Raw genomic sequence first — 26,317 nt, 5'->3', positions numbered from 1 at the left:
CAAGATCTGGCGGCTTTTCAGTCACTGGCTACGGTAATTATTCTTCGCGGCGCAGATGAGGGAACAGGAGTACGTCACGGATATTCGGCGAATCCGTAATGATCATCATCAAGCGGTCGATGCCGATACCGCAGCCGCCGGCTGGGGGCATGCCGTATTCCAGGGCGCGGATGTAGTCTGCGTCGTAGAACATGGCTTCTTCATCGCCGGCGTCCTTGGCGGCGACTTGCGCCAGGAAGCGGGCCGACTGGTCTTCTGCGTCGTTCAGCTCGGAGAAGCCGTTGGCGATTTCGCGGCCTACCATGAACAGCTCGAAGCGTTCGGTGATGCCGGAAACCGTGTCGGAGGCGCGCGCCAGTGGCGACACTTCGACCGGGTAGTCGATGATGTAGGTTGGTTCCCACAGCTGCGCTTCAGCGGTTTCTTCGAACAGCGCCAGTTGCAGCGCGCCCAGGCCGGCGGTGGCGAATGGCTTGACGCCGAATTTCTTCAGTTCGGCCTTGATGAATTCAACATCGTGCAATTGCTCGTTGGTGTAGTGCGGAGCGTACTTGTTGATGGCGCCGACGATGGTCAGGCGATGGAACGGTTTTGCCAGGTCCAGCTCGCGGCCGCCATAGGTCAGGGTGGCGGTGCCGTGCGCATCGATGGCGGCCTGGCGGATGACGGCTTCGGTGAAGTCCATCAGCCATTTGTAGTCGGTGTAGGCCGCGTAGAATTCCATCATCGTGAATTCAGGATTGTGACGGATCGACACGCCTTCGTTGCGGAAGTTGCGGTTGATCTCGAACACGCGGTCAAAGCCGCCCACCACTAGGCGCTTGAGGTACAGCTCGGGCGCGATACGCAGGAACATCTGCATGTCCAGCGCATTGTGGTGGGTGATGAATGGTTTTGCCGCGGCGCCGCCCGGGATCGTGTGCAGCATCGGCGTTTCGACTTCCATGAACTCGTTCTTTTCCATGAAGCGGCGGATCGACGAGATGGCTGCGGTACGGGCCTTGAAGGTGCGGCGCGTCTCTTCGTTCATGATCAGATCGACGTAGCGCTGGCGGTACTTGGTTTCCTGATCGGCCAGGCCGTGGAATTTGTCTGGCAGCGGGCGCAGCGACTTGGTGATCAAACGCAGTTCCGTGACCTTGATGGTCAGTTCGTCGGTCTTGGTCTTGAACAGCGTGCCCTTGACGCCCAGGATATCGCCCAGGTCATAGTGGTGCAGCGCTGCCATGGCGGCTTCGCCCGTCAGGTCCAGCGTCGCATAGATCTGGATGCGGCCATCGGCCTTGGCGCCGGAAGCGTCTTGCAGGGTGGCGAAAGCGGCTTTTTTGCCGGCTTCGCGTTTCAACATCATGCGGCCAGCCAGCACCACGGCTACGGGATGCTCTTCCAGCTCTTCGCGCGTCTTGCTGTCGTATTGTGCGTGCAGATCGGCCGCCTTGTGCTCAGGGCGGAAATCGTTAGGGAAGGCGATGCCTTGTTCGCGCAGTGCGGCCAGCTTGGCGCGGCGCTCGGCGATGATCTTGTTTTCATCGGGGGCGGCGGCTTGTTCTTGGAGTTCCGTAGTCATGATGGGGTCTGTCTTTGGTGATTAATTCAGTTTTAATGCGCCGTTTTACAGCGCAGTGTCGGCATGGCCGTGTGCTGCGGCGAACAGCACACGGCGCAGGAAATATCCCTTACACGCCTTGTTTGAGCGAAGCGGAAATGAACTCGTCGATGTCGCCATCGAGCACGCCCTTGGTGTTGCCCGTCTCGAAACCGGTGCGCAAATCCTTGATGCGGGACTGGTCCAGCACGTAGGAGCGGATCTGGTGACCCCAGCCCACGTCGGTTTTCGAGTCTTCCAGCTTTTGCTGCTCGCTCATGCGCTTGCGCAGCTCATGTTCGTACAGTTTGGCCTTCAGCATTTCCATCGCTTCGGCGCGGTTGCGGTGCTGCGAACGGTCGTTCTGGCACTGCACCACGATGCCGGTTGGCGCGTGGGTCATGCGGACTGCGGAGTCGGTTTTATTGATGTGCTGACCACCGGCGCCCGACGCACGGTAGGTATCGACGCGGATATCGGCCGGATTGACATCGATCTCGATCGAGTCGTCCACTTCCGGGTACACGAACAGCGACGTAAACGAGGTGTGGCGGCCGTTGGCCGAGTCGAATGGCGACTTGCGCACCAGGCGGTGCACGCCCGTTTCCGTACGCAGGAAGCCATAGGCGTGATCGCCTTCGACTTTCAGGGTGGCGGTCTTGATGCCGGCAACCTCGCCCTCGGACTGCTCCAGGATTTCAACCTTGAAGCCCTTGCGTTCGCAATAGCGCAGGTACTGGCGCAACAGCATCGAGGCCCAGTCCTGGGCTTCCGTACCGCCGGCGCCAGCCTGGATGTCGATAAAGCAGTTGTTCGGGTCCATCGGATTGTTGAACATCCGGCGAAATTCCATGCTTTCGATGACCTTGCGGATTTCCTCCACGTCGGCGCCGACCGCTTCGAGCGTGTCCTCGTCGCCTTCTTCGCGGGCCATGTCGAACAGGTCGCGGGTGTCGCGCAGGTCGGCGTCGGCTTTGGTCAGGGTAAAGACGATGGCTTCCAGCGCCTTCTTCTCTTTACCGAGGTCCTGGGCGCGCTTGGGATCGTTCCAGACGGTAGGGTCTTCCAGTTCTTCGTTGACTTGCTCTAGTTTCTCCGACTTGACAGTGAAGTCAAAGATACCTCCGAAGTTCGGCTTCGCGGACCGTCAGGTCGGAGAGCAGGGCGGAGATGGCGTTGATGCGTTCGGCTTCCATAATATTCTGGTCTTCTATGGTGAAATCAAACCCTGAATTATACGCGAGCATGGGCCGTTTCTGATGACGGCAGCAATGAATCACAGCCACAGGGGAGAATAAAATCACTGTTTTGCTGTATTTGCGACAATATTTTATGGCTTGATGGTGGCCGCCGTGCTGCGTATGATGCTGGCGATATTGTCTTTCCATAGGGAACCATCATGCGCCAACTTCCTCGTCTCGCCCTGTTACCGCTGCTGCTGGCCGGCTGCGGGACCTTGCCGCCCACCGCTACAGGCTTAGCCCAACCGCAGCCCGGCAGCAGCGCTACGCTGGCTTTGCTGGAGACGACGGACTTGCACGCCAATGTATTGAGTTATGACTATTACAAGCTGCAGGCGGAACCTTCCATCGGCCTGGAACGCACGGCGACCGTGATCGCGCAGGCGCGCAGCGAGTTTCCGAATAACCTCTTGCTCGATAACGGCGACACCATCCAGGGCACGGCGCTGGCCGATTACCAGGCGCTGGTCAAGCCGGTGGCCTGCGACCAGACCCTGGCCGTCTACAAGGCATTGAATCTGCTGAAGGTTGATGGCGGCGGCATCGGCAACCACGAATTCAACTACGGCCTGGCGTATTTGAGCCAGGTAACGGGCAGCCAGTTTGATGTCGACAGCGTGGATCCAGCCAAGCCGCGCTGCGCCGGCCCCCATTTTCCGCAGGTGCTGGCCAATGTATATAGCGTCAAGAGCGGCAAGCCGCTGTTCGCGCCATATCACATCATCGATAAAGAAATTACGGCCACCGGCCCCGATGGCAAGCAGGTAGCGGCCACCATCAAGGTCGGCATCATCGGCTTTACGCCGCCGACCATCCTGTCCTGGGACAAGCGCTGGCTGGAAGGGCGGGTCTACACGCAGGGCGTGCGCGAAACGGCGGAAAAATACATTCCCGAGATGCGCGCCAAGGGCGCCGACCTGGTGGTGGCGATTTCGCACGGCGGCCTCGATGACAGCCCGTATTCGCCGACCATGGAAAACGGTAACTACTACCTGGCGCAGGTGCCGGGCGTGGACGCCATGCTGATCGGCCACTCGCACCAGCTGTTCCCGAACGCTACCAGCACGGTGCCGCAATTTAATCTGCCCGGCGTCGACAAGGTAAAAGGCTTGGTCTATGGCGTGCCGACCGTGATGGCCAATTTGTGGGGCAAGCACCTGGGCGTGATCGGCCTGCATCTGCAATATGACGGCAAGCAGTGGGTAGTCGACAAGAGCCGCACCACGGTGGAAGCGCGCGGCATCCAGAATGCGGATAAAAGCTATGTGGCGCCTGACGCGGAGCTTGCTGCGCTGGTGGCCGAGGAGCACGCAGCCACCATCAAGTATGTGCAAACGCCGGTGGGCGTGACGGATTTCCGCATGAACACCTACTTTGCCGACGTGGGCGACGTCAGCGCCATCGAAGTGGTGAACCAGGCGCAGGGCGCTTACCTGGCGGCCTACGTCAAGGCGAACTTGCCGCAATACGCCAGCTTGCCAGTGCTGTCGATGTCGTCGCCATTCAAGAGCGGTTCGGCTGGTGTTTCCGATTACACGGATGTCAAGGCGGGCAGCGTGGCGCTCAATAACGCGGCCGACCTGTACCTGTACCCGAACGCCCTGTATGGCGTGAAGATGACTGGCGCGGAATTGACGGCCTGGCTGGAACAGTCGGCGCGCCGCTTCAATACTATCGACCCTAACAAGCCTGAAGCGCAGGAATTGATTAACGCTGCCCACCCAAGCTACAACTTCGACGCCATCAGCAGCGCCGACGTGCGCTACCAAATCGATGTGACGCAGCCGCCCGGCCAGCGCATCAAGGGCTTGACCTACCAGGGCAAGCCGGTGGATGCAAAGCAGGAATTTTTGATCGCGACGAATAACTACCGCGCCAGCGGTGGCGGCAACTTCCCTGGCCTCGATGGCAGCAAGACGGTGGTCGCCTCGCCGGACAACAACCGCGAAATCCTGATCGCCTATGTTAGCAAAGAGAAAAACCTGACGCGGGTGAAAAACGGATCGGCGCGCAGCTGGCGCTTCGCCAAAGTGGCGACCAAAGGCCCGGTGGTATTCCACTCGGCGCCCAACGTGATCGACCTGGCCAAAGCGGCCGGTATCGATAATGTCACGCAGCTCAAAGCCGACGATGGCGCAGGCAAGGGCTTTGCGCTGTACCAGGTCGACCTGTCGAAATGACGGTAGCGGCGTGGCTGCTGGCGGCGGCGCTGGCAGCCGGCGATCCTTCGGCGCAGCTGATGGAAGCCAAGGCCTTGATGCGTGGTTCGCCGGCGCAGCAGCCGCAGGCGCGCTTGCTGTTCACTGAAGCGGCGGGGCAGGGCAGCGGTGCGGCCGCGTACTACCTGGGCTTGATGTTGAAGAATGGCATGGGTGGCCCGCAAGACCAGGCGGCCGCGCTGCACTGGATGACGCTGGCGGCGCAGCGGCAAGTGGTGCCGGCCATGTTCATCGTGGCCAATATGCTGCTTGACAGCGATCAAGCGCAAGCGCGCTACTGGCTCGATGCCGCTTGCGAGGCTGAATATCCGGAGGCCTTGCAACAAAAAGCCATCGCCGTCGGTGAAGGGCGCATGGGTTATGGCCGCAATGAAGAACAGGCGGCCCTGTTCCTGAAAATGGCGGAACATGCGATGACGCACCACCAGCCGGAACCCTAAGCTAGCCTTGCTTCTCCGGCTTGGCCCGCAAGCTGGCGGCCGCCTCGCCGATGGCGAACGGGTCGCGTGACAAAATGGCCGCGCCCAGGTCGACCAGCTTGGCCGCCGCGCTGATGGCAGCCTTGACGTCGGCGATGCGCTTGAGCTGGGCCTTGCCCTTGGCGATGGCGCCCTCGATATCGCTGCGCGCCTGCTCCGCCCCCTCGGCGATCAGGCTGATGCCATAGGCGCGAAACAGGGCCACCATCTGGTCCAGGTGGTTTTCATATTGCTCCAGCAAGTCCTGGTCTGGGGGCGCCAGCGAAGTGCGTTCGCGGATGCGCAATTCCAGCACCAGGCTCGATGCCTGCGCCAGGCTGTCGGCAATCGCGTATGCCTGTTCTTTCGTCAATTCAGTCAGTTGGGCCATGCTGTTCTCCTTTTATAGCGCGACTTACCAGCGGGCTGGTGCATAAAACACGGCTTGCTGTTGCAGCGCATCGACGTGTTCGGAAAACTGCGCCAGCTGCTGTTGCAGTTCCGGCGCCTGCAGGCTGTCCAGATTGGCCCGCAAACTGGTGATGCTCGCTTGCAGCGAATCGACGGCGCGCACATAGCTGGCGACGATTTTCTGCCGCTCCTGCAGCTGCTTGCTTTCCAGGTAAAGCCGCGTGCGTATGTAGTTGGCGGCCAGCGGTTCGCGCGGCGCGGCGCCATCGACGGCGCTGCGCAGCAGTTGCAGATCGCGCAGCTCGTCCTGCAAGCCGGCGCGGTAGCTGCGCTGCGCATATTCCTTGAGCGCATTGCTGACGATGGTCACGGCTTCCTGCTCATCGAGCAATTCCCGTAAGGCCGATTTCTGCAGGCGCTGCGTGGCCAGGCGGCTCAGGTGTTCGCTCAATTTCACCACTTTGTATAATTTGTTTGCATCGAGCAGCGGCGCATCGCCGTTCGACTGCGTCAGCCCTCCCAGCGCATCGCCGAGCGCCGTGAATTCCTGCTTGTGGACGGGCAGCTTGTCGTCCGCCACTTTCGCCAGGGTTTGCGCATAGCGCAGCAAGACATCGTTCAGCCTGGCTATCGGGATGCTGGCCTGGGCGATCGGCAGGCAATCTGCCTGCGCCGCCTGTTCGCTCGCTTGCGCATCGAAGCGATTGCTCATGATCAGCCGCTTGCGCATGGCGTTGTCGGTGCAGTTGTTGAGCGTGCCGGCCAGCATGGGATCAAAACTGGCCGACAGTTTTTGCGTCTGCTCGGCGAAGGTGCGCACGGGCGCCAGATTCGTGCAGCCATCCAGCAGCAGGCCGGCCAGCAGCAAGGTAGGAATGGTAAATCTCGACGGGCGCTGCATAAGGCCTCCATGCGGTGGGGTGGCTGGAATGGCCTGCGTATGGGCGCCGGCTTTTGCCGAACTTAGCATGCTGGCCAGCGGCGGATTTGTGCCAGATCATTTCCCGATCGATTGCCCAGTTTGCTTACGCCCGGCACTACTTTTCACCACAATGCCAGCGCATACCGCAGCAATTCCACCCATATTTTCCTTACAGAAAACTGACATTTGCATAAGCTATTGGGCTTTTTATGCATGCTGCGCCGCGTCATATGTAGTTGTTGCTGGTGCATGTTTACTAACCTACAATGATTTATCGATGGGGCGGTTATCCAGCGTACGACTATAAAAATAAGTACGACTAAAAACGTTGTATCACAGGAGATGACAATGAATTTCAAACAGAAGTTGCTCGTGGCAAGTTTGGTTTTGGGTTTCTCGCAGCTCTCGTCGCTTGCTCATGCAGCCGACCCCATCAAGATCGGCGTGTCCGGTCCCTTCACGGGCGGTTCCGCGCCGATGGGCGTGTCGATGCGCGACGGCGTCAAGCTGGCGGTGGCGGAAATCAATGCCAAGGGCGGCGTCATGGGCCGTTCGCTGTTGCTGATCGAACGCGACGACGAGGCCAAGAACGAGCGTGGCGTGCAAATCGCACAAGAGCTGATCAACAAGGAAAAAGTCGCCGCCACTGTCGGCTACATCAATACGGGCGTGGCCCTGGCTTCGCAGCGTTTTTACCAGGAAGCCAAGATTCCTGTGATCAACAACGTGGCGACCGGCTCGATCATTACCAAACAATTTGCCGACCAGCCCGATAATTACATCTTCCGCAACGCCGCCAGTGACCAGATCCAGTCGCACATGATCGTCGAAGAAGCCATCACGCGCCGTAACTTCAAGAAAGTGGCGATCCTGGCCGACTCTACCAATTATGGCCAGCTGGGCCGCGCCGACCTGGAAAAAGCGCTCGACGCCAAAGGCATCAAGCCGGTCGCCGTTGAAAAATACAATATCAAGGACGTCGACATGACGGCCCAGCTGCTGAAAGCCAAGCAGGCGGGCGCCGAAGTGGTACTGACCTACGGCATCGGACCGGAACTGGCGCAGATCGCCAACGGCATGGAAAAACTGGGCTGGAAAGTGCCGCTGATCGGCAGCTGGACCCTTGCCATGGGTAACTTCATCGATAATGCGGGCAAGAATGGCGACGGCACGCGCATGCCGCAAACCTTTATCCAGGACGCCAGTACCCCGAAACGCAAAGCCTTTATCGACGCCTACGTCGCGGCCTACAAACCGTCGGGCGGACGCATGCCGTCAGCCGTGTCGGCAGCGCAGGGCTATGATTCGGTCTACCTGCTGGCCGCGGCCATCAAGCAGGCTGGCGGCACGGATGGCCCGAAAGTGCGCGCCGCGCTGGAAAACCTCAACGAAAAGGTTGATGGCGCCGTCACTACCTACAACAAGCCCTTCAGCAAGACCAACCATGAAGCCATCACGGCCGATTTGACGGTATTCGGTGAAGTCAAGGATGGCAAGGTCATCCTCGCCAAGTAAGTCCGGCTAATGCATATTCATTAGCGGTGAAATGGCCAGCCTGAGGAATCAGGACTGGCCATTGTCTTATCTTCGTCTATCGGGGAATACCATGGAAATCTTCCTGCAGCTTGTCTTCAGCGGTATCGCGCTGGGCATGATCTATGCCGTCATCGCCTTCGGTTACCAGCTGACCTTCGCCACCTCGGGCACCCTCAACTTTGGCCAGGGCGAATCGCTGATGCTGGGCGCCCTGGTCGGTCTTTCCCTGGTCGGCACCATCCACGGCGGCCCGTACATGGGTTATCTGCTGATGATTCCCCTGGTAATCGCCTTCGGCGCCTTGCAGGGCATGTTCGTCGAATGGATAGGCGTGCGGCCCGCCATCAAGATCAAGTCTGAATTCGGCTGGATCATGTCGACTATCGCGCTGGCCATCATCTTTAAAAATGTGGCGGAAAACATCTGGGGCAAGGATGACCTGACCTTTCCTTCGCCGCTGTCCGCCGCACCGTTTACCATTTTCGGCGCCAATGTGCAGCCTATGCAGGTGGCGGTCGTCGTCGGCGCACTGGCCATCATGCTGGCGGTGGAGATATTCAACCGCAAATCGATTTATGGCAAGGCGGTGGTCGCCACGGCGAATGACCGAGACGCGGCTGGCCTGATGGGCATCAATACGGGCCGGGTGATCACGTTTTCGTATGCCTTGTCGTCGGCCACGGCTGCTTTCGCCGGCGTGCTGGTGGCGCCTTTGACCCTGACGGGCGCCACCATGGGCGCCTCCCTGGGCTTGAAAGCCTTTGCGGTGGCCATTATCGGCGGCCTGACGTCGGGCGTGGGCGCCATCGTCGGCGGCCTGATTTTGGGCATCGCGGAAACCACCACCGGCTATTACATTTCCACCGGCTACAAGGAAGTACCGGGACTGCTGCTATTGCTGCTGGTGCTGGCCATCAAGCCATCCGGCCTGTTCGGCAAAGCCGCGATCAAGAAAGTCTGAGGCGTCGATGAACAAGAAAATCACCATGCTGGTCCTGAGCGCGGCGGGACTGGCCGCGCTGGTGCTATACCCCATCCTCATCCCGAATCCGTATTACATCCACCTGGCCGAAACCATTTTGATCTACGCGATTTTGTTGTTTGGCCTCGATATCGTGGTCGGCTACACGGGACAGGTCTCGCTGGGCCACGCGGGCCTGTTCGGCATCGGTTCCTACGCCACCGGCGTGCTGGTATTCAAACTGGGCTTGCCGTTCTGGCTGGCGATACCGGCCAGTATCGCGGGCGCGGCGCTGTTCGGCGCCATCCTGGCCTTGCCAGCGCTGCGCGTCACGGGGCCGTACCTGGCGATGGTGACGCTGGCTTTTGGGACCATCGTGCAGATCCTGATCAATGAGATGACCTTTCTGACAGAGGGACCGATGGGCATCAAGATCCACAAGCCCGAGGTGTGGGGCCACAAGCTGTCTGAAGTCGAGTACTACTATATGGTGGCTGCGCTGATGGTGATTTCCTTGATCATCGTGCACCGCATATTGAAATCCAACCTGGGGCGCGCCTTTGAGGCTTTGCGCGACAGCCCGATTGCCTCGGACTGCATGGGCGTGTCCGTGTACCGCTACAAGGTGTACGCCTTTGTCATCAGCGCCGGTTTCGCGGGCCTGGCGGGCAGCTTGTATGCGTATTCGGAAGAGTATATTTCGCCCAATACCTACAACTTCGAGCTGACGATCTTGTTCCTGCTGGCCGTCATCATGGGCGGGCGCAAGACGCGTTCGGGCGCCTTGATCGGCGCGCTGATCGTGGTCATGCTCCCCAGCCTGCTGGCCGATATCGAGTTGTTCCGCCAGATTGCCGTGGCCGCCGCCGTGCTGGGCGTGATCGGCTCGGCCTACATGCTGGCGAAAAAACGCAGCACTGTGCGCGGCGTGATCGTGCCGCTGCTGGCGACCATCGGTCTGGCCGCTTTTTCTTACAAGCTCGATAATATGGTCGACTGGCGGCTGACCATCTTCGGTCTGATGACTTTATTTGTCGTCTATTACCTGCAGGATGGCATCGTGGGATTTTTGATGAGTTTTGTCGGCAAGGGCCGTGGCCATGTGGCGGCCGTGGCAGCCAGCGGCGTAGCGCCGTTCCAGCATGCGCAGGGCGGTCAACAGGGCGCGATACTGCTCAAGGTCGAGCAGGCGCTGATGCAGTTCGGCGGCTTGAAAGCCCTTAATCAGGTGGACCTGAATGTCACGCAAGGCTCGGTGCATGGCTTGATCGGGCCAAATGGCTCGGGCAAAAGCACCATGATGAACGTGCTGACGGGGATCTACAAACCGACGGCGGGCAAGGTGGAGTTTGCCGGTGTGGTGATCTCTGGCCGCACGCCATCCGAGATCGCGCTGGGCGGCGTGGCGCGCACGTTTCAGAATGTGCAGCTGTTCGGTGAAATGACGGCCACCGAAAATGTGCTGGTCGGCTTGCACAATACCTTCAAGTCGAATGTGCTGGACGTGATGCTGCACACGCCGCGCTACCGGCGCGAAGAAGCGGCGGCGCGCGCCCGGGCGGCCAGCATCCTGGAATTCGTGGGCCTGGCCGGCCTGGCCAATGAGGAGGCGCGCAATCTCCCATATGGCAAGCAGCGGCTGCTGGAAATCGGCCGCGCGCTGGGCCTGAACCCGCGCTTGCTGCTGCTCGACGAACCGGCTGCCGGTCTGACGGCGCCCGATATCAAGGAGTTGATGGCCATCATCCGCAAGATACGCGAACATGGCATCACCATTATCCTGATCGAGCATCATATGGATGTGGTGATGGCCTTGTCGGACGTGGTGACGGTGCTGGACTTTGGCCAAAAGATCGCCGAGGGCGTGCCCGCTGCGGTACAAAGCGATCCGAAAGTCATCGAAGCCTACCTGGGCGGCAGCGCAGAAACGCTGGCCCTGGCCAAGCATTGAGAGGAAGATTATGCTGACCATCAATAATCTGCATGCCGGCTACGGCAAAGTCGAAGTCCTGCATGGCATTTCGCTCGATGTCCCCAAGGGCAAGCTGGTGACCCTGATCGGCTCCAACGGCGCCGGCAAGACCACCACCATGCGCGCCATTTCCGGCATGCTGAAACCCAAATCGGGTAGCGTCACCTTGGGCGGCGAAGATGTCACTGGCCTCGATTCGCACCGCATCGCGCGCGCTGGCCTGGCCCATTCGCCGGAAGGGCGGCGCGTATTCGCTTCCATGTCGGTGACGGATAATCTGCTGCTGGGCGCATTCCCCCGTTTTACGCGGGCGCGCCCGAAAGGCGATATCCGGGGCGACCTGGACAAGGCCATGGAGCTGTTCCCCCGGTTGAAGGAGCGGCGCGACCAGCTGGCCGGCACGCTCTCGGGCGGTGAACAGCAAATGCTGGCCATGGCCCGCGCCGTGATGCTGAACCCGGAAGTGATTTTATTGGACGAACCGTCGATGGGCCTGGCGCCTATACTGGTCGAAGAAGTTTTCCGCATCATCACGCGCCTGAAAGCCGAGGGCGTGACCATGCTGCTGGTGGAACAATTCGCCGCCGCCGCCCTGAATGTGGCCGATTATGGCTACGTGCTGGAAAACGGCAACATCTCCGTGCATGGCCCGGCCGAGAGTTTGAAGACCGATCCAAAGGTGATTGCGGCTTATCTGGGTGGGCAAGGCCATGCTTGAGCATTGCTGTCATCTGCGCTACAGGTGCACTGCATCAGGATGTGCCATCCCGGCCATCCTATTGTTGAGGGCTTGCGCTTAGTTGTTTGGGTCAACTTGGGTGACCATGCAGAATCCCGATACAAGGCCACTGGTATAAACCATCACGTTGCGATTGCCGCTTGCAATTGCCATCAAGGTAACGGCGATGATCGTCTTGTTCGTTTCAGGAATAAACATCCAGATCGCGCCGGCACAATTGTCGGGCATTGCGGTAACGGCTGGATTGAAGCGAATCAGCAAGCCTCCTCCTACTGCGGAGTGGTCCCATATTTCCCCCGGTTGCCACGTTGGTCCGGCGGTTGCCACCGTCAGCGATAAGGAAGCGCATAAAAAAATGGCGGCCTTTAAAATTTTTCTTAGCATAGATTGTTCCTTTAATTAGATTTTTCCGACCAGGATGTGAAGCAAAAAATCATCGAGCCGTCCAGAAGATTACTTCCAGATTCGATATCTCGGTGGAGCTGATGTTTTGTTAAAAATAATTCACTGCTGAGTGTTAATGATACAAGTTATTTTTTTCAAATGCTATAAAATGCTATTTTTTGACTTAATATTTTAAAAATGAATATAAAATATTTTTTGACTTTGGCCGTTATGTGCATAACGTCGTCCTTTGCCATTGCAGGTGTCGAAAGTGGACAGGTAAACATTACGGTGGTTCGGCCATATATGATAGATGGCAATGACCGTATTTACATTGATGTTGACAGCAGCGGCTTTTGTAATACAAGCACATTCTCAATTGATAATTCTCGTGCGGGATCTAAACAGGCCTATGCTGCTGCATTGGCTGCGATGTTGTCAGGAAAGAAGGTTCGATTGGAAGTTGATGTTTGTGCTGGATGGGGTACGACGCTACGCTCCCTTTACGTTGTTCAATAGCTACCGCTTTTAGTGATGGAGCACCGCTGTATTGAGATGAGAGTTTCTTGACCACGGTTATGGCGTTCAAGCCGCTGATATTTAGCGCATTAAGACACCCGATGCGCCATTGACCTTGTCCTGTACAGCGCTTCTCCGCACAATTGTAACGACCATTCTCTGTCACACCGCCGTCTGGACCGCGATCTGCGCCGTCGGCGCCCTCGGTTCCTACCGCGATTATGTGGGCCAGGCCGTGCATGGTTATGGCCATTTCCTGCTGCGCTGGCTGGCCTACCATGTGCCGATGATTATGCTCGGCAGCGGCTTGTCGCTGGCATTGTCCCGCCGGCCGGCCCTGTTCGACAGGTCCCGGCGCAGCGCCGTCATTTATACTGGCTTGCTGATTTCCTTCCTGCCGCGTTTTGCCATCGAGGGCGACAGTGTAGCGGTCCGGCATGGCGATTGTCCGCCGCTGCTGCTGCAACCCTTGATCGAAAACGCGCTGCGCCATGATCTCGACAGCCGTGCTGGCGCTGGCACGGCGCGGTGCGTATGCGGATGCCTTGCGCGGCTACCTGGCGCCGGCGGTCTCGCCATGGCTATCACAGATCAGCGTGCGTTCCGTCGGACGCATCGAGCGTATCGCTGTTGATGAAATATTATGGCTGGAATCGGCCGGTAACTATGTACAGCTGCATACGGCAGGGCGTACTATCCTGCATCGCGTGACACTGAATAAAATGGAAACGCATCTCGACCCTGCGCACTTTTCAAGGGTGCACCGGTGTGCCGTCGTACGCCTGGTCCAGTTGCATAGCCTGGCCGTAACGGGCGACGGCACCTATGTCGCCACCTTGCGCTGCGGCGCGCAGGTGCCGGTCAGCGAGCGTTACCTGGATACTGTGCGCCGCGCCATGGAATAGCCGTCACGGCGATGCGGTGATTCGTCACACGCCAGATGACGGTCAGCACGGGTTTGGCAATACTGCAGTTCCCACGACTACTTGAATTACCATCCCATGCCATCGAAAAGCAGCAGCATCTCTCCATTTATTTTCCTGTTCCTGTCCGCCACCTCCAGCCATGCGCAGGAAATTACCGTCAGCCAGGATAGCGCACCGATGGCGCGCGTGGAAGTGTCCGGCGCCAGCGGCGTGCAGCAGCGGCGTGACGATACGGCCGCCAAGATCATTATCAGCCGCGAAGACATTGCGCAGTATGGCGAAAACAATCTGGCGGCGACCTTGAAGCGCCAGCCCGGCGTGTCCGTGGTCGGCAATGAGGTGCGCATGCGCGGCCTGGGTGCGGGCTATACGCAAATCCTGATCAATGGCGACCCGGCTCCCCCGGGCTTTTCCATCGAGGCTATGGTGCCAGAGATGATAGAGCGCATCGAGATCCTGCGCAGCGCGACGGCTGAATACAGCATGCAGGCGGTCGCCGGCAGCATCAACCTGATCTTGCGCAAGGGGGCAAGCCGCAAGCAGCGTGTAGCCAAGCTGGGGACGGGCCAGGTAGCCGGCCGCTGGAATCCATCGGCCTCGCTGCGCGTGGAAGACAAGCTGCAGGGGTTTTCCTATTCTTTGACAGGGGCGCTGGAGCGCAGCACCGACGATGTACTCCACGGCAGTACGCAAGACAGCGCCGTTGGTACTGCTGGCGAGGCGCTGCTGCTGCGCCGTACGCGCAACGATAGCCATTCTTCCATCAACAAGGCCAGCCTGACGCCGCGCCTGAACTGGGTGCTGGACAATGGCGATACCTTGGCCTGGCAAAGCCTGCTGGACTGGTATCGCACAGCTTTTGACGGCACGGCGCGCGAAACAAGCTTGCTGGGCCCCGCCACCGGTTATCCGGCTAACGATGCCAGTTCGCAGGCGACCATATTCTCGGCACGTAGCGACGTGAACTGGGTGCACTCGTTTGCCGCGGCAGGCAAGCTGACGGCCAGGCTGGGCGTCAACCACAACCGGCGCGATACCGATTACGGCTTTGATGGCAATGCCATCGATGGCACGTCCCTGCTGCTGCGCCGTGTCGTGTCATGGGCCGTTGACGACAGCTATTACAGCAGCGGCAAATACCTGGCCCGTCTGGGTGGCGGCCATGCCTTGAGCACGGGCTGGGATGGCAGCCTGATACGCCGCAGCGAAGCGCGTGGCCAGCGCGACATTTTTCCAGCCGGCGCCGCGCCGTATGCGCTCGATGAAGACTACACGGCCAATGTACAGCGCCTCGCCCTGTTCGCACAGGATGAATGGGACATGACGCCGCGGCTGCAAATGTATGCGGGCGTGCGCTGGGAAGGGCTGCGTACGGCTACCGAAGGCGCCACCCTGACCAAGGTGCAGACGCGCTCCAGTGTATGGAGTCCGGTGCTGCAAATGCTGTGGAAGCTGCCTGACCAGGAGCGCGACCAGCTGCGCCTGGCGCTAGCCCGTACTTATAAAGCGCCCAGCACGCGCAGCCTGGTGCCGCGCCGCTACACCATCAATAACGGCAACAGCGCCAATAATCCCGATTTCCAGGGCAATCCCGATCTGCGCCCGGAACTGGCCTGGGGCCTCGATCTGGCGTACGAAAGCTACTTCGGCAAGAGCGGCGTGGCCAGCGTGTCGGCGTTTGCACGCCGCATCAGCGATGTGACCGTGCCGCGGCTTTACGAGCAGGATGGCATCTGGATCACCAGCCCGTTCAACAATGGCATCGCGAACGTGCATGGCATCGAGGCGGACTTGAAATTCCCGCTGCGAACCTGGATGGCTGGCGCACCCGATATCGACCTGCGCGCTAATGCGGCGCGCAACTGGTCGCGGGTGGGCGCCGTGCCAGGGCAGGGCAACCGCCTGGCCAGCCAGGTACCGTCCACGCTCAATCTGGGCCTCGATTACCGGCTGTCGCCTGTTGTCAGCATGGGCGCCAATCTGAATCTGCAAACGGGTGGCCTGGCGCGGCTAGATGCGCATTCGAGCAGCTACACGGGTGTCAAGCGCAGCGTTGACGCCTATGCCTTGTGGCAGCCGGAAGCTAAGACGCGGGTGCGCCTGTCGCTGGCCAACTTGCTGCATCAACAGCAGGTGCAGGGCCAGTCTTACGCTGACGTGGATGGTTCCAGCAGCAGCGTGACGACCACCCCCGGTCAGGCGACGATACGTTTGATGATGGAGCGCAGTCTATGATGTTCTTAATGCTTGGTGGGTTTGTCCTGTTGAACCAGGATAAATGGGCTGACCACTACCGCCCATAGCGATGCATCGTTTGTATGCCATTCCAGCGCCTGCTGGTCTGACACTTTGGCGACTTTGCCATCGCCCATCCATTGCGCGATACTGGCCTTGTCGTCGTGCGAGATGCGCACGGCTACTTCGACCAGGTCCAGTTCATTGGCGACCCAGACTACATTGCCCTGGGCATAGTGTTTTTCCAGTTCGCGCCACGGCAGGCGGGCCGTTTCGCTGTTGACTTTGAGGCGGAGTTCGGTATCTTTTTCAGGGTTGGTTTGCATGCGAGTATTCAGATTCTATGAGTCGGATGCCGTGCCGCTTATTTACATCATTTCAACGCGCGGTCTCGGCGTACCCTGCCATGTTAACCGATAGGCGGCGCCTTTGCGAACATTGCCGACCAGGGCAGGGCGGAAGCAGGCCAGGTTGGTCCCACCTGCGCGCCGGGTGCTGGGGAAGATCACGCCCAAGGAACCGGCGTCGAGCAGCATGGCCGCCAGGTCTTGCGAGGCGATATAGCTGGCCGGGTCCAGGCAAGCCTTGTAGCGCTCCTGGCCCCGTAAATCGTGGAAACTGGCGGAAAAATCGGCCAGCAGCGACTGGTAAGTGACGCTGTCGTCAAAATAGTCGATTTCCTGGTATTCCACGGTTTTGTGGAAAATGATCTCGGCCAGCGCCGTTTCCATCTCGAACGCGCAATACCAGGCGCCACGCTCGCCATCGTTGAAACGCGCGCCTTCCGGCCGGGCGTAGGTGTAGGCGGCGTTGATGATGCGGAAGTGGGGCACGCCAAAAACCAGCTCGTCCACGCCAATTCCTGGCGCGCCACCGTATTCCGCCACCAGCCGCGCATTGGTGGCGTTGTCCAGTTCAAACAGTTCGCGCAGATGGTCGTCGTCTTCCGCCAGCGGCGCCAGCACGGAATCTTCCATATCGGCAAAGCGGGACGGGATCAAACGGCAGGTATCGATCTGGCGCAGGGCGGCCAAGGGCGGCAGGTGTTCCTTGAAAGAGGGCGGCAAGATTACAGCCCTCCGCGCCGCGCATCGAGCAGCTTGCGCACGGTTTGCATTGCCAGCAAGCCGCCCGCCAGCATCTGCGACAGGGGCGTGCGCCCGCCAAAGATGGGGTTTTTATTGGGCAAGCTGACCCATTCATCGGCCAGCTTGTCGCCATACAAGATGTGCAGCGCTTTATAAATGCCCAGCAGATAGGAAATGCGCGTGATGCGGTCCACTTCCAGCAAGCGGTCCGGATTCTTTTTCCACTCGTAATAAGCGCTGCTCGACAAGCCGCCCAGCAATTCGCGCGCATCGTCGTCGCGCAGCTTCCAGGCAGCTACCAGCTTGAAAAAGCCCTTCAGCGCCGCCAGCGACAAGCGCTCGCGCTCGGCCTTGGCGTTCAGGTCGATGAGGACAGCTGGTTCAAAACGGCTCTTGGGGTAGGCGTAGGCTAGTTGCATGATGACTCCTTTTATGGATTTATATTACTCCTTTTATGGAATTTCTGCAGGGGCTGTGCAAGCATGTGCGCTAAACCTTGTCACTCATCAAAGAAACCCATGTCAGCTTAGGGCGCGGTCCGGCAAGCGGTGAGCCGCGTCATGGGCCTACAGCTAAAAGATAGGCCCCCCATAGGTGATGGTGATGCTGATCTGATATATTCAATTGATAATTTTAAAATAAAATTAATAAAAGGCGGATTAATGATTATCAAGTTAAAGATTGCATTATTTTTTATGTTTTATTGTTTTTTCTGTTCTATCGAGGCAAGCCAGCTTGTTGGTGGACGTTGCACTATATTTTTTGATGAAAATTCCAATAATGAATCAGTCAATACTCTGCTTGAAAAATATAAATCCAGCAGTGTGCAGTTGTGCCGCAATGACGAAGAGTCGAGGTATTATGTTTATTCCGCACCATACATGACATCAAAAGACATTTGTTTTGTCAGAAATATTGATGCTGGTGTCATCAAGGGAGATTCTTATCAGTCATTTTTTAAAGATGATTCTAAAAACAATGAGGATGAAATTCATCAGTTGTTCTCGCTGTCAAAAAGTGACTATTGTGAAAAAATTACAGCAGCTATGTGCCGGTGAGGGGTATTTCTTACGATGAATTTAAAAATATTCTTGAATTCTTTAAGGAATATGAAAGAAAGAAGAAATTTATTGATTTGGTTGGCAATAAGAGGGATTATGAATTTAGCGCTGAGAACTTCAAGGAATTCAACGCATATTTCATCAGGGGAGAGCTATCATTGGCAAATATTGCCTCGATCTTAAGTCGTCACGAGTTTAATGTAAGATTCGTACGTTATGGGAAAGTAGAAATGGATATTGTTTATTATCTAAACATCATGATCGGGAATGATGGCAAGATCATGGCGCAGAGATTTTCAAAAATACCATAATTGATTGCAATACTCCTTCTGGAGTTTTTGATGAGAATTCATCTGCGGTTACGATATTGTCACTCGTCAAAAAACACCATGCCATCGTAGGGTGTCACCCGGCAAGCCGCCAGCCGCGTTGCCAGGCCACCCACATGTGCTTCCAGCTGGTGGCCGTCCGGATCAAGAAAATACAGGGAATCGCCTTCGCTGCGGTTAAGGTTCCATTCGGGTACGCCAGCCTTGCGTAGTTTGGCAGCAAATGCAGCGAAATCAGCGGCGGCGATGGAAAACGCCGTGTGGCTATAGCCAGTGCTGGCGAGTGGCGCGCCGTCTGCCTGTTTATCGAGCGTCAGGCACAGCCATAAATCGCCAGCCGACAGATACGCACCGCGGTCCCAGCGCGCATGCAGGCGCAGGCCTAGTGTCTGGCGGTAAAAGGTGAGGCTACGGTCCAGGTCGCGCACAGCCAGGGTGAGGTGGTTCAAGCCAGTGAGCATGGACATTAAATTTTATGAATTTGCATGACCTGGAACGTTACAGTAAGGCCGGGTCAGACCCGGTGGGGAAATGTTCCCCGGTGGGGAACATTTCGATCAGACTGACCCCAGTACTGGCTTTTAGGGTGGAAATAGCATCAATGCAACGTTATTGCCGCAGATTTAGTCTTTCACTACACAGGCTCGGCGTGCTCCACCATCAACTGAACCTTGGTCGTGCCATTGTATTCATTCGCATCAAGCCGGAACGCCACGCGCGTGCGTTCGCCCAGGGCGTCGGTGTGGCCGAACCAGATGGCGTCGAAGCGCACGCCGTTCTTTTCCAGCAGCAGCTTCAGATGGCGCTCTTTTAATATGCGCTGGCTGACCACGCGAAATTCATCGCAAAACACGGGTGGGGCGAAGCCTTGGCCCCACACCTGGCCATCCATCAGCTCGATGAATGCCGTCGTGTAGTAAGCGTCTTCCAGGGGGCCATCCGTTTCCACCACTCTTTCAAGCTGTTGCTGGCTGAGCCAGGCCTGGCCGACCGCTTCGAAGGCTTGCGAAAACGCGTCGAAGGCTTCGGCACGGATGGTCAGGCCGGCCGCCATGGCGTGGCCGCCAAACTTGTCGATCAGGCTGGGCGCCCGCTTGGAGACGAGGTCGAGCGCGTCGCGCATATGAAAACCGGGAATCGAGCGGCCCGAGCCCTTGATCCAGCCATCGGCGCCCGGCGCAAAGGTAATCGTTGGACGGTAAAACTTTTCTTTCAGGCGCGAAGCAACGATGCCGATCACGCCCTGGTGCCAGGATTCATCAAAAACGCTGATGGTGCTGCTGTTGGCCGGTTCGAAACTATCCAGATGCAGCAAGGCCGTATCCTGCATTTCCGCTTCGATTTCGCGGCGTTTCAGGTTGATATCGTTCAATTGCTGGGCCAGTGCCCAGGCGCGGCCTTCGTCGTCCGTGATCAGGCATTCGATGCCGAGCGACATGTCTTGCAGGCGTCCCGCCGCATTCAGGCGCGGACCCAGGGCAAAGCCCAGGTCGAATGGCGTGGCGCTGCGTGCTTCGCGGCCCGCCACGCGGAAGAGGGCGGCCACCCCCGCATGCATATTGCCCTTGCGCATGCGTTTCAAGCCTTGCGCGACCAGGATGCGGTTATTCGTATCGAGGCGCACCACGTCGGCCACCGTGCCCAGCGCCACCAGGTCGAGCAGGTTTTGCAGGGGCGGCTGGGTTTTCTGGTCAAAAATGCCGCGCTGGCGCATTTCCGCGCGCAGGGCCAGCAAGACGTAAAACACCACGCCTACACCAGCCAGATGTTTCGATGGGAAACCGCAGGCGGGCTGGTTAGGGTTGACGATGACGGCCGCGTCGGGCAAGGTGTCGGCTGGCAAATGGTGGTCGGTGACGACTACCTGGATGCCGCGCCGGTTCGCTTCGGCCACGCCATCGATGCTGGCGATGCCATTGTCGACGGTGATGATGATGTCGGGCGATTTTTCGCGCGCGGTCAGTTCAACGATTTCCGGCGTCAAGCCATAGCCATATTCAAAACGGTTGGGCACGATGAAATCGACATCGGCGCCCATGGCGCGCAAGCCGCGCAGGGCCACGGCGCAGGCGGTGGCGCCGTCGCAATCGTAGTCGGCCACGATCACCATGCGTTTTTTTGCCGCAATGGCGTCGGCCAGGAAGACGCCAGCCGCATTGATATGAAGCAAGCCGGACGGCGGTATCAAAGCCGTCAGTTCACTCGATAACTCTGCCGTGTCAGACAAGCCGCGCGCGGCGTACAAGCGGGCCAGCACGGGGTGGATACCACCCTGGCGCAGCATTTCGGATTCGCGGTAAGGGCAGGGACGGGTGGCGATGCGGGTGCGGGTCATGATGCTTTCAACTTGTTCAGGGTGTGCTTGCGCCAGAATTTACGCTGGGCATTCTTGCTGGTGGTACAGTCCAGCCAGCCGTCGCGGTGGCTCATCACCAGGCGCAGCTTGCCCAGGCGGCCATCTTGCAGGGCGGCCAGCAGCGGCGCGAACCAGTGCTGTTCCAGCGCCTGCATCTGTTGCAGCCAGCTGCCCCAGTCCTGCGCCAGGCTAGGGCCGATCAGCCCGCCATGCACCAGCAATGCATCTTGTTTGCCGGTCAATACACTGTGTAGACTGGCATTGCGCTGTGCAGGTTCCGCCAGCGCCGCCAGCCAGCCCGGAGCCTCGGCCGTATGCAGCCTGGCAATGCAATCGGTTGGCTGGCTGTCTGCCTGGCTGGCGCCCCAGACCCAGAAGGAATTGATGGCTTTCAAGCCACGCTCTTCACGCGCTGTGTTGACGCTGTTTTCATGCCATAGCATTTGTATTTCGTTTTGCAATCGGCGCAAGGCGCGCGCGTGCTCGCCTTCGGGCATCCAGGTGGATAGATCTTGCGTGGCGGCTGCATCGGGCGAGGCCGCTTGCAAATCGCTCCAGTCATCGGCGCGCATGAACCAGGTTTGTCCGTCGCCATAATACAAAGGTTGGCCGATTTCCTCGCAATACGGGCGGGCCGCCTCGAACAGGGCGCGGCTGTCGGCCTCGCTGAGAGCAAGCTGGCGCATATCGCCCAGGCTGACGTGGTTGCGGTCAACCTGGATATGCACGGGGTGCACGATAAAGTAACGGGCCCCCGATTCTGGCTGCAGGCCGTAGCCGCGCATGGCGTCGGCTGCGTAGGCCGGCTCTAGCCCGAGTTGCAGGGCTTGCGCCAGCCAGGCTTCATGCGGCAGCACCCTCGCTGCATAATCGACTTCATGGAAGGTGCTGATGGACGTGCGCGAGAGCAGGGCCGCCAGCGCAGGCGCTTGCAGCGCCTTGATCAGGTCGCTGGCCAGCTCAGGGTGGGGCAGGCCGTAGGGTAAAACGAGTGTCAATTGATTCATCCCGAGATTGTAGGCGATTGTGGCGGGCATGGCGTAGCGGCGGCGCATTTTCAGGTGGCTTGTAGGCGGATTATTGTGTGTTTGACTATTTTTTGCGTGCCCAGCCGTGTAAATCGGCCGCATGAGTCGGCCATTGTGTGGCAAACTGCGCGCTCGCATATCATCGTTGTCGCGGGAGCGCATGAGCATCATCAGAAAATTTCCTTACGAGTGGCAGATCGGCGTGCGCTATACGCGCGCCGGGAAACGCAGCGGCCGCAATAGCTTCATTTCCTTCATCTCCCTCATCTCCGTGGCCGGTATCGGCCTGGGTGTGGCCGCCCTGATCGTCGTGTTGTCCGTCATGAACGGCTTCCAGAAGGAAGTCACCGACCGTTTGATGTCGGTACTGGCCCACGTCGAAGTGTTCGACACCAGCGGGTCCATGCCGAACTGGCAGGCGCAGGAACGTGCCGCCTACGCCAACCCGCAAGTCAAGGCTGCCGCGCCGTTCGTGGAAACGCAGGGCATGCTGCTCAATGACGAAACCATGCGCCCGTCCGTGGTGCGCGGCGTGCTGCCGCAGCAGGAAGCGACCGTATCGAGCGTGGCCAGCCAGATGAAGCAGGGCGATTTCAAGGACTTGACACCGGGTTCCTACAATGTGGTGCTGGGCATCGACCTGGCCAAGGCGCTGGGCGTGCAAGTGGGCCAGAACGTCACCCTGATGCTGGAACGCGAGCCGAAGGCGGGCGATGCACCGAATAGCCTGGTGATGCCGCGCATGCGTCCCTTGAAAGTCTCGGGCATCTTCGAGGCGGGCCACAATGAACTCGATGGCAGCCTGGCCTTTGTGAACATGCAGGACGCCGAGCAGCTGCTGCAGTTGAATGGCCCGTCTGGCCTGCGTCTGCGTCTGCACGATATGAACCAGGCGCCAAGGGTAGCGCGTGAATTGAAGGCGTCGATGCCCGGTGAACTGTGGATGCGCGACTGGTCGCGCGCCGCTGCCAGCTGGTATGCGCTGGTGCAAAGCCAGAAGAACATGATGTTCATTATCCTCAGCATGATCATTGCCGTGGCCGCGTTCAACCTGGTGTCCACCTTGGTGATGTCGGTTACCGACAAGCAGGCCGATATCGCCATCCTGCGTACCCTGGGCGCTTCGCCATTTTCCATCATGAAGATCTTCATGATACAGGGAGCCCTGGTGGGCTTGCTGGGCAGTGCGCTGGGCGTGTTCGGCGGCGTGCTGCTGGCGCTGAACGTGGGCGTGATCGTGCCCTTTATCGAAAGCCTGTTTGGCCTGCACTTCATCTCGAAAGAGATCTACCAGATCAGCACCGTGCCCTCGGACCTGCACTGGATGGATGTGACGCAGATCGGCCTGATCGCCTTTGCCCTGGCACTGGTGGCGACGATCTACCCGAGCTGGCGTGCGGCCAGGGTGAAACCGGCTGAAGCGCTGCGTTACGAATAGTTGGCTTGGTTTGCTTCGTTTGCTTATTTACTGCCGGGGTCAGACCCGGCGGGTCTGACCCCATTTGAGAACTAACAATAATCGCCGGAACAATGAGTATTTTAAAGAATCTGCCTTTTGAATGGCTGGTTGGCCTGCGCTACACGCGGGCGGGCAAGCGCAGTGGCCGCAACAGTTTTATCTCCTTCATCTCGCTCATTTCCATGGCCGGCATCGGCCTGGGTGTGGCGGCGCTGATCGTCGTCTTGTCTGTCATGAACGGCTTCCAGAAGGAAGTCACGGACCGCATGCTGTCCGTGCTGGCTCACGTGGAAGTGTTCGATAACAGCGGCAGCATGCCGGACTGGCGCGCCGAAGCGGCGCAGGCGTTCAAGAACCCGGAAGTGAAGGGCGCGGCGCCATTCGTGGAAACACAGGGCATGCTACTGCGCGACGATGCGCTGCGCCCGGCCATCGTGCGCGGCATCTTGCCGGAAGAAGAGCCGAATGTATCGGACGTGGCAGGCCAGACGCGCATCGGCAGTTTCAAGGCGCTGCAGCCGGGCACCTACAATATCGTGCTGGGCATCGAGCTGGCGCGCGCGCTGCGCGTGAACCTCGGTGAAAAAGTCACCTTGATGCTGGCCCAGGGCCAGGTCACGCCGGCCGGCGTACTGCCGCGCATGCGCACCTTTACCGTCAGCGGCATTTTCCAGGCCGGCCACAATGAATTCGATGCGGGCCTGGCTTTCATCAATATCAAGGATGGCGAACGGCTGCTGCGCATCGATGCGCCATCGGGCCTGCGTCTGCGCCTGGCGGACATGAACCGCGCGCCGCAAGTGGCGGCCGAGCTGAAAAAGAGCATGCCGGGCGACCTGTGGCTGCGCGACTGGTCCAAGCTGAACGCCAACTGGTTTGCCGCCGTGCAGACGGAAAAGCGCATGATGTTCATCATCCTGACCCTGATCATCGCAGTGGCCGCGTTCAACCTGGTGTCGACCCTGGTCATGACGGTGACCGACAAGCAGGCCGATATCGCCATCTTGCGCACCCTGGGCGCATCGCCCGGTTCCATCATGAAGATCTTCGTGATCCAGGGCGCGCTGGTGGGCATCCTGGGCACCATTCTTGGCGTGGCCGGCGGCGTGCTGATCGCGCTCAATATCGACGTGATCGTGCCGTTTATCGAACATGTACTGGGCATACAGTTCCTGTCCAAGGATATTTATTTCATCAGCACCGTGCCATCCGACCTGCGCTGGCCCGATGTGAGCAAGATCGGCGTGCTGGCCGTGATCCTCGCCTTCTTGGCGACCCTGTATCCAAGCTGGTGGGCGGCGCGCGTCAAACCTGCGGAAGCCCTGCGCTATGAATAATCCATTGACTTCTACCATGACCGATCTGAATAAACCTGCCGATAACGGCGCTCCCGTCCTGTCCTGCCGTGGCCTGGGCAAGACTTTTACGCAAGGCAGCTACAAGGTGCAAGTGCTGGCCGGTATCGACATCGATGTACACCGCGGCGAGCGCGTGGCTATCGTCGGCGCCTCCGGCTCCGGTAAATCGACTCTGCTGCATTTGCTGGGCGGGCTCGATACGCCCACCACCGGCAAGGTAAGCTTGCTGGGTAAAGACTTCGCCAGCCTCAGTGAAAAGGCGCGCGGCGACTTGCGCAACGCCTCCCTGGGGTTCGTCTACCAGTTCCACCATCTGCTGCCCGAGTTCTCGGCGCTGGACAACGTCGCCATGCCTTTGATGATACGGCGCATGAAGCGCGCGCCGGCCACCGAACTGGCGCAGCAGATTCTGGCCCGTGTTAACCTGGCCAAGCGCGTAACCCATACGCCTGGCGAATTGTCGGGCGGCGAACGCCAGCGCGTGGCCTTGGCCCGCGCCCTGGTGACGCAGCCAGCCTGCGTGCTGGCCGATGAACCGACCGGCAACCTCGATCACGCCACAGCTGAACAGATTTTCGATTTGATGCTGGAACTGTCGCGCAACCTGGGCACGGCCTTTGTGATTGTCACGCACGATATCGAGCTGGCCAGGCGCTGCGACCGCGTGCTGCGCCTGACCGATGAAGGGCTGCAGCCTTACCAATACTGAGCAATATTGAGGTTTGATCATGCTGTGGATCGATACGCACTGCCACCTGGACGCCCACGAATTCGGCGAGCAATCGCTGCCGGTAGCGCAGCGCGCGGGCGTGCAGGGCGTGGGCATGATCGTGATCCCTGCCGTCGAACGGGCGAATTTTTCCATCGTGCGCGACCTGGCTCACGCTGCGCCCAACGGCTGTTATGCGCTGGGCATTCACCCGATCTACGTGCCGCACGCCACCGATGATGATTTGCTGGCACTGCGCACGGCGGTCGAGGCGGCGATGCAGGACCCGCGCTTCGTCGCCATCGGCGAGATCGGCCTGGACTTCTTTATTCCCATGCTGTGTGAACCGGCCATGCGCATCAAGCAAGAGCACTTCCTGCGCGAACAGCTGAAAATCGCCCGCGACTTCAACCTGCCCCTGCTGACCCATGTGCGCCGTTCGCAAGACATCGTGCTGAAACACGCGCGCCAGATCCGCCCGAACGGCGGCATCGCGCATGCCTTCAATGGCAGTTTCCAGCAGGCGCAGGGCTATATTGACCTGGGCTTCAAGCTGGGTTTCGGCGGCGCCATGACGTTTACCCGCGCCCTGCAGATACGCCGTCTGGCCACCGAGCTGCCTTTGGAAGCCATTGTGCTGGAAACCGATGCGCCCGATATTTCGCCCAGCTGGCTGCATCCTGGCCGCAACAGCCCGGAAGAACTGCCCCGCATCGGCGCCGTGCTGGCCGAGTTGCGCGGTTTGGAGCTCGCCCAGGTAGCGGAGCAAACTACGGCCAACGCCCGTGCGGTCATGCCGCGCCTTCCTTTGATATAGTAGC

Annotated in this window: 27 protein-coding genes; 14 read left to right on the top strand and 13 right to left on the bottom strand. The window is 59.1% G+C overall.

Features of this window, described 5'->3' with window-relative positions:
- Positions 1–37 precede the first annotated feature (37 nt).
- From lysS to HDE75_RS11925, 3 genes are all read right to left on the bottom strand, one after another.
- Positions 38–1,567, bottom strand: coding sequence for a lysine--tRNA ligase (lysS, locus tag HDE75_RS11935; protein ID WP_183677452.1), 1,530 nt, complete (start codon positions 1,565–1,567; stop codon positions 38–40).
- A gap of 109 nt (positions 1,568–1,676) precedes the next feature.
- A protein-coding gene (gene prfB, locus HDE75_RS11930) for a peptide chain release factor 2 (RefSeq protein ID WP_183678104.1) occupies positions 1,677–2,781 on the bottom strand; the annotation gives its coding sequence in 2 pieces (ribosomal slippage) (positions 1,677–2,699 and positions 2,701–2,781; 1,104 coding nt in all).
- Complete coding sequence (locus tag HDE75_RS11925) at positions 2,698–2,973, bottom strand: hypothetical protein (RefSeq protein WP_183678174.1); 276 nt, start codon at positions 2,971–2,973, stop codon at positions 2,698–2,700. The genes prfB and HDE75_RS11925 overlap by 84 nt, the downstream gene beginning before the upstream one ends.
- 11 nt (positions 2,974–2,984) lie before the next feature.
- Between HDE75_RS11925 and HDE75_RS11920 the strand changes: the two genes are divergently transcribed.
- Both HDE75_RS11920 and HDE75_RS11915 read left to right on the top strand, forming a co-directional pair.
- Positions 2,985–5,006, top strand: a complete 2,022-nt coding sequence (locus HDE75_RS11920; RefSeq protein WP_183677453.1) for a bifunctional 2',3'-cyclic-nucleotide 2'-phosphodiesterase/3'-nucleotidase — start codon at positions 2,985–2,987, stop codon at positions 5,004–5,006.
- The gene (locus HDE75_RS11915) at positions 5,003–5,485 is read left to right on the top strand and encodes a tetratricopeptide repeat protein (RefSeq protein ID WP_183677454.1); all 483 of its coding nucleotides are present in this window, start codon (positions 5,003–5,005) and stop codon (positions 5,483–5,485) included. The genes HDE75_RS11920 and HDE75_RS11915 overlap by 4 nt, the downstream gene beginning before the upstream one ends.
- A 1-nt stretch (position 5,486) precedes the next feature.
- Here HDE75_RS11915 and HDE75_RS11910 read toward each other — a convergent pair whose 3' ends face one another.
- Together HDE75_RS11910 and HDE75_RS11905 are read right to left on the bottom strand one after the other, a co-directional pair.
- The gene (locus HDE75_RS11910) at positions 5,487–5,894 is read right to left on the bottom strand and encodes a hypothetical protein (protein WP_183677455.1); all 408 of its coding nucleotides are present in this window, start codon (positions 5,892–5,894) and stop codon (positions 5,487–5,489) included.
- Between the two features lie 24 nt (positions 5,895–5,918).
- Positions 5,919–6,815: a hypothetical protein gene (locus HDE75_RS11905; protein ID WP_183677456.1), complete on the bottom strand. Its 897-nt coding sequence runs from the start codon at positions 6,813–6,815 to the stop codon at positions 5,919–5,921.
- Positions 6,816–7,184: 369 nt separating this feature from the next.
- On the opposite strand from HDE75_RS11905, the gene HDE75_RS11900 reads away from it, so the two are divergent.
- The 4 genes from HDE75_RS11900 (at position 7,185) to HDE75_RS11885 (ending at position 12,023) form a co-directional block, all read left to right on the top strand.
- Complete coding sequence (locus HDE75_RS11900) at positions 7,185–8,351, top strand: ABC transporter substrate-binding protein (RefSeq protein ID WP_183677457.1); 1,167 nt, start codon at positions 7,185–7,187, stop codon at positions 8,349–8,351.
- 91 nt (positions 8,352–8,442) lie between these two features.
- A complete protein-coding gene (locus tag HDE75_RS11895; protein ID WP_183677458.1) occupies positions 8,443–9,333 on the top strand; it encodes a branched-chain amino acid ABC transporter permease in 891 nt (296 codons plus the stop codon).
- Between the two features lie 7 nt (positions 9,334–9,340).
- A complete protein-coding gene (locus HDE75_RS11890) occupies positions 9,341–11,284 on the top strand; it encodes a branched-chain amino acid ABC transporter ATP-binding protein/permease (RefSeq protein WP_183677459.1) in 1,944 nt (647 codons plus the stop codon).
- 10 nt (positions 11,285–11,294) lie between these two features.
- Positions 11,295–12,023: an ABC transporter ATP-binding protein gene (locus HDE75_RS11885; protein WP_183677460.1), complete on the top strand. Its 729-nt coding sequence runs from the start codon at positions 11,295–11,297 to the stop codon at positions 12,021–12,023.
- A 78-nt stretch (positions 12,024–12,101) separates the two neighbouring features.
- Here HDE75_RS11885 and HDE75_RS11880 read toward each other — a convergent pair whose 3' ends face one another.
- The gene (locus HDE75_RS11880; RefSeq protein WP_183677461.1) at positions 12,102–12,428 is read right to left on the bottom strand and encodes a hypothetical protein; all 327 of its coding nucleotides are present in this window, start codon (positions 12,426–12,428) and stop codon (positions 12,102–12,104) included.
- A gap of 400 nt (positions 12,429–12,828) precedes the next feature.
- The gene (locus HDE75_RS11875) at positions 12,829–13,440 is read right to left on the bottom strand and encodes a hypothetical protein (protein ID WP_183677462.1); all 612 of its coding nucleotides are present in this window, start codon (positions 13,438–13,440) and stop codon (positions 12,829–12,831) included.
- Here HDE75_RS11875 and HDE75_RS11870 point away from each other — a divergent pair.
- Positions 13,439–13,852: a LytTR family DNA-binding domain-containing protein gene (locus HDE75_RS11870; protein ID WP_183677463.1), complete on the top strand. Its 414-nt coding sequence runs from the start codon at positions 13,439–13,441 to the stop codon at positions 13,850–13,852. The two genes, HDE75_RS11875 and HDE75_RS11870, sit on opposite strands and share 2 nt — an antisense overlap.
- Before the next feature lie 96 nt (positions 13,853–13,948).
- Complete coding sequence (locus tag HDE75_RS11865; protein WP_260173974.1) at positions 13,949–16,108, top strand: TonB-dependent receptor plug domain-containing protein; 2,160 nt, start codon at positions 13,949–13,951, stop codon at positions 16,106–16,108.
- Between the two features lie 5 nt (positions 16,109–16,113).
- Here HDE75_RS11865 and HDE75_RS11860 read toward each other — a convergent pair whose 3' ends face one another.
- From HDE75_RS11860 to HDE75_RS11850, 3 genes are read right to left on the bottom strand one after another with little or no spacing between them, the layout of a single operon-like run.
- Positions 16,114–16,434: a DUF2288 domain-containing protein gene (locus tag HDE75_RS11860; RefSeq protein ID WP_183677464.1), complete on the bottom strand. Its 321-nt coding sequence runs from the start codon at positions 16,432–16,434 to the stop codon at positions 16,114–16,116.
- Positions 16,435–16,476: 42 nt separating this feature from the next.
- The gene (locus HDE75_RS11855; protein WP_260173973.1) at positions 16,477–17,175 is read right to left on the bottom strand and encodes an RES family NAD+ phosphorylase; all 699 of its coding nucleotides are present in this window, start codon (positions 17,173–17,175) and stop codon (positions 16,477–16,479) included.
- Positions 17,176–17,177: 2 nt separating this feature from the next.
- Positions 17,178–17,615 (bottom strand): MbcA/ParS/Xre antitoxin family protein, encoded by a 438-nt coding sequence (locus HDE75_RS11850; protein WP_183677465.1) that lies wholly within the window; start codon positions 17,613–17,615, stop codon positions 17,178–17,180.
- A 141-nt stretch (positions 17,616–17,756) separates the two neighbouring features.
- Here HDE75_RS11850 and HDE75_RS11845 point away from each other — a divergent pair, with 141 nt between their 5' ends.
- Positions 17,757–18,254 (top strand): hypothetical protein, encoded by a 498-nt coding sequence (locus tag HDE75_RS11845; protein WP_183677466.1) that lies wholly within the window; start codon positions 17,757–17,759, stop codon positions 18,252–18,254.
- The gene (locus tag HDE75_RS26585) at positions 18,251–18,568 is read left to right on the top strand and encodes a hypothetical protein (RefSeq protein WP_221291851.1); all 318 of its coding nucleotides are present in this window, start codon (positions 18,251–18,253) and stop codon (positions 18,566–18,568) included. The genes HDE75_RS11845 and HDE75_RS26585 overlap by 4 nt, the downstream gene beginning before the upstream one ends.
- Before the next feature lie 59 nt (positions 18,569–18,627).
- Here HDE75_RS26585 and fos read toward each other — a convergent pair whose 3' ends face one another.
- The 3 genes from fos to HDE75_RS11830 all read right to left on the bottom strand — a co-directional run bounded on the left by fos (position 18,628) and on the right by HDE75_RS11830 (position 21,949).
- Positions 18,628–19,047, bottom strand: coding sequence for a fosfomycin resistance glutathione transferase (fos, locus tag HDE75_RS11840; RefSeq protein WP_183678110.1), 420 nt, complete (start codon positions 19,045–19,047; stop codon positions 18,628–18,630).
- Between the two features lie 173 nt (positions 19,048–19,220).
- The gene (gene recJ / locus HDE75_RS11835) at positions 19,221–20,921 is read right to left on the bottom strand and encodes a single-stranded-DNA-specific exonuclease RecJ (protein WP_183677467.1); all 1,701 of its coding nucleotides are present in this window, start codon (positions 20,919–20,921) and stop codon (positions 19,221–19,223) included.
- Positions 20,918–21,949: a hypothetical protein gene (locus HDE75_RS11830; protein ID WP_183677468.1), complete on the bottom strand. Its 1,032-nt coding sequence runs from the start codon at positions 21,947–21,949 to the stop codon at positions 20,918–20,920. Before HDE75_RS11830 ends, recJ begins: the two co-directional genes overlap by 4 nt.
- A gap of 181 nt (positions 21,950–22,130) precedes the next feature.
- On the opposite strand from HDE75_RS11830, the gene HDE75_RS11825 reads away from it, so the two are divergent.
- The 4 genes from HDE75_RS11825 (at position 22,131) to HDE75_RS11810 (ending at position 26,313) form a co-directional block, all read left to right on the top strand.
- Positions 22,131–23,408 (top strand): lipoprotein-releasing ABC transporter permease subunit, encoded by a 1,278-nt coding sequence (locus tag HDE75_RS11825; protein WP_183677469.1) that lies wholly within the window; start codon positions 22,131–22,133, stop codon positions 23,406–23,408.
- 92 nt (positions 23,409–23,500) lie between these two features.
- The gene (locus HDE75_RS11820) at positions 23,501–24,766 is read left to right on the top strand and encodes a lipoprotein-releasing ABC transporter permease subunit (protein WP_183677470.1); all 1,266 of its coding nucleotides are present in this window, start codon (positions 23,501–23,503) and stop codon (positions 24,764–24,766) included.
- Positions 24,767–24,782: 16 nt separating this feature from the next.
- Positions 24,783–25,496 (top strand): lipoprotein-releasing ABC transporter ATP-binding protein LolD, encoded by a 714-nt coding sequence (lolD, locus tag HDE75_RS11815; protein WP_183677471.1) that lies wholly within the window; start codon positions 24,783–24,785, stop codon positions 25,494–25,496.
- A 22-nt stretch (positions 25,497–25,518) separates the two neighbouring features.
- Entirely contained in the window at positions 25,519–26,313 is a 795-nt protein-coding gene (locus HDE75_RS11810; RefSeq protein ID WP_183678112.1) for a TatD family hydrolase, read from the top strand.
- The last annotated feature ends 4 nt before the right edge of the window (positions 26,314–26,317 follow it).

Origin of the sequence: Janthinobacterium silvisoli, assembly GCF_014200725.1 — a bacterium.
Classification (GTDB): Bacteria; Pseudomonadota; Gammaproteobacteria; order Burkholderiales; family Burkholderiaceae_D; genus Janthinobacterium.
The sequence above is the reverse complement of the archived record's forward strand: the minus strand, read 5'-3'. Positions and strand labels throughout refer to the sequence as shown.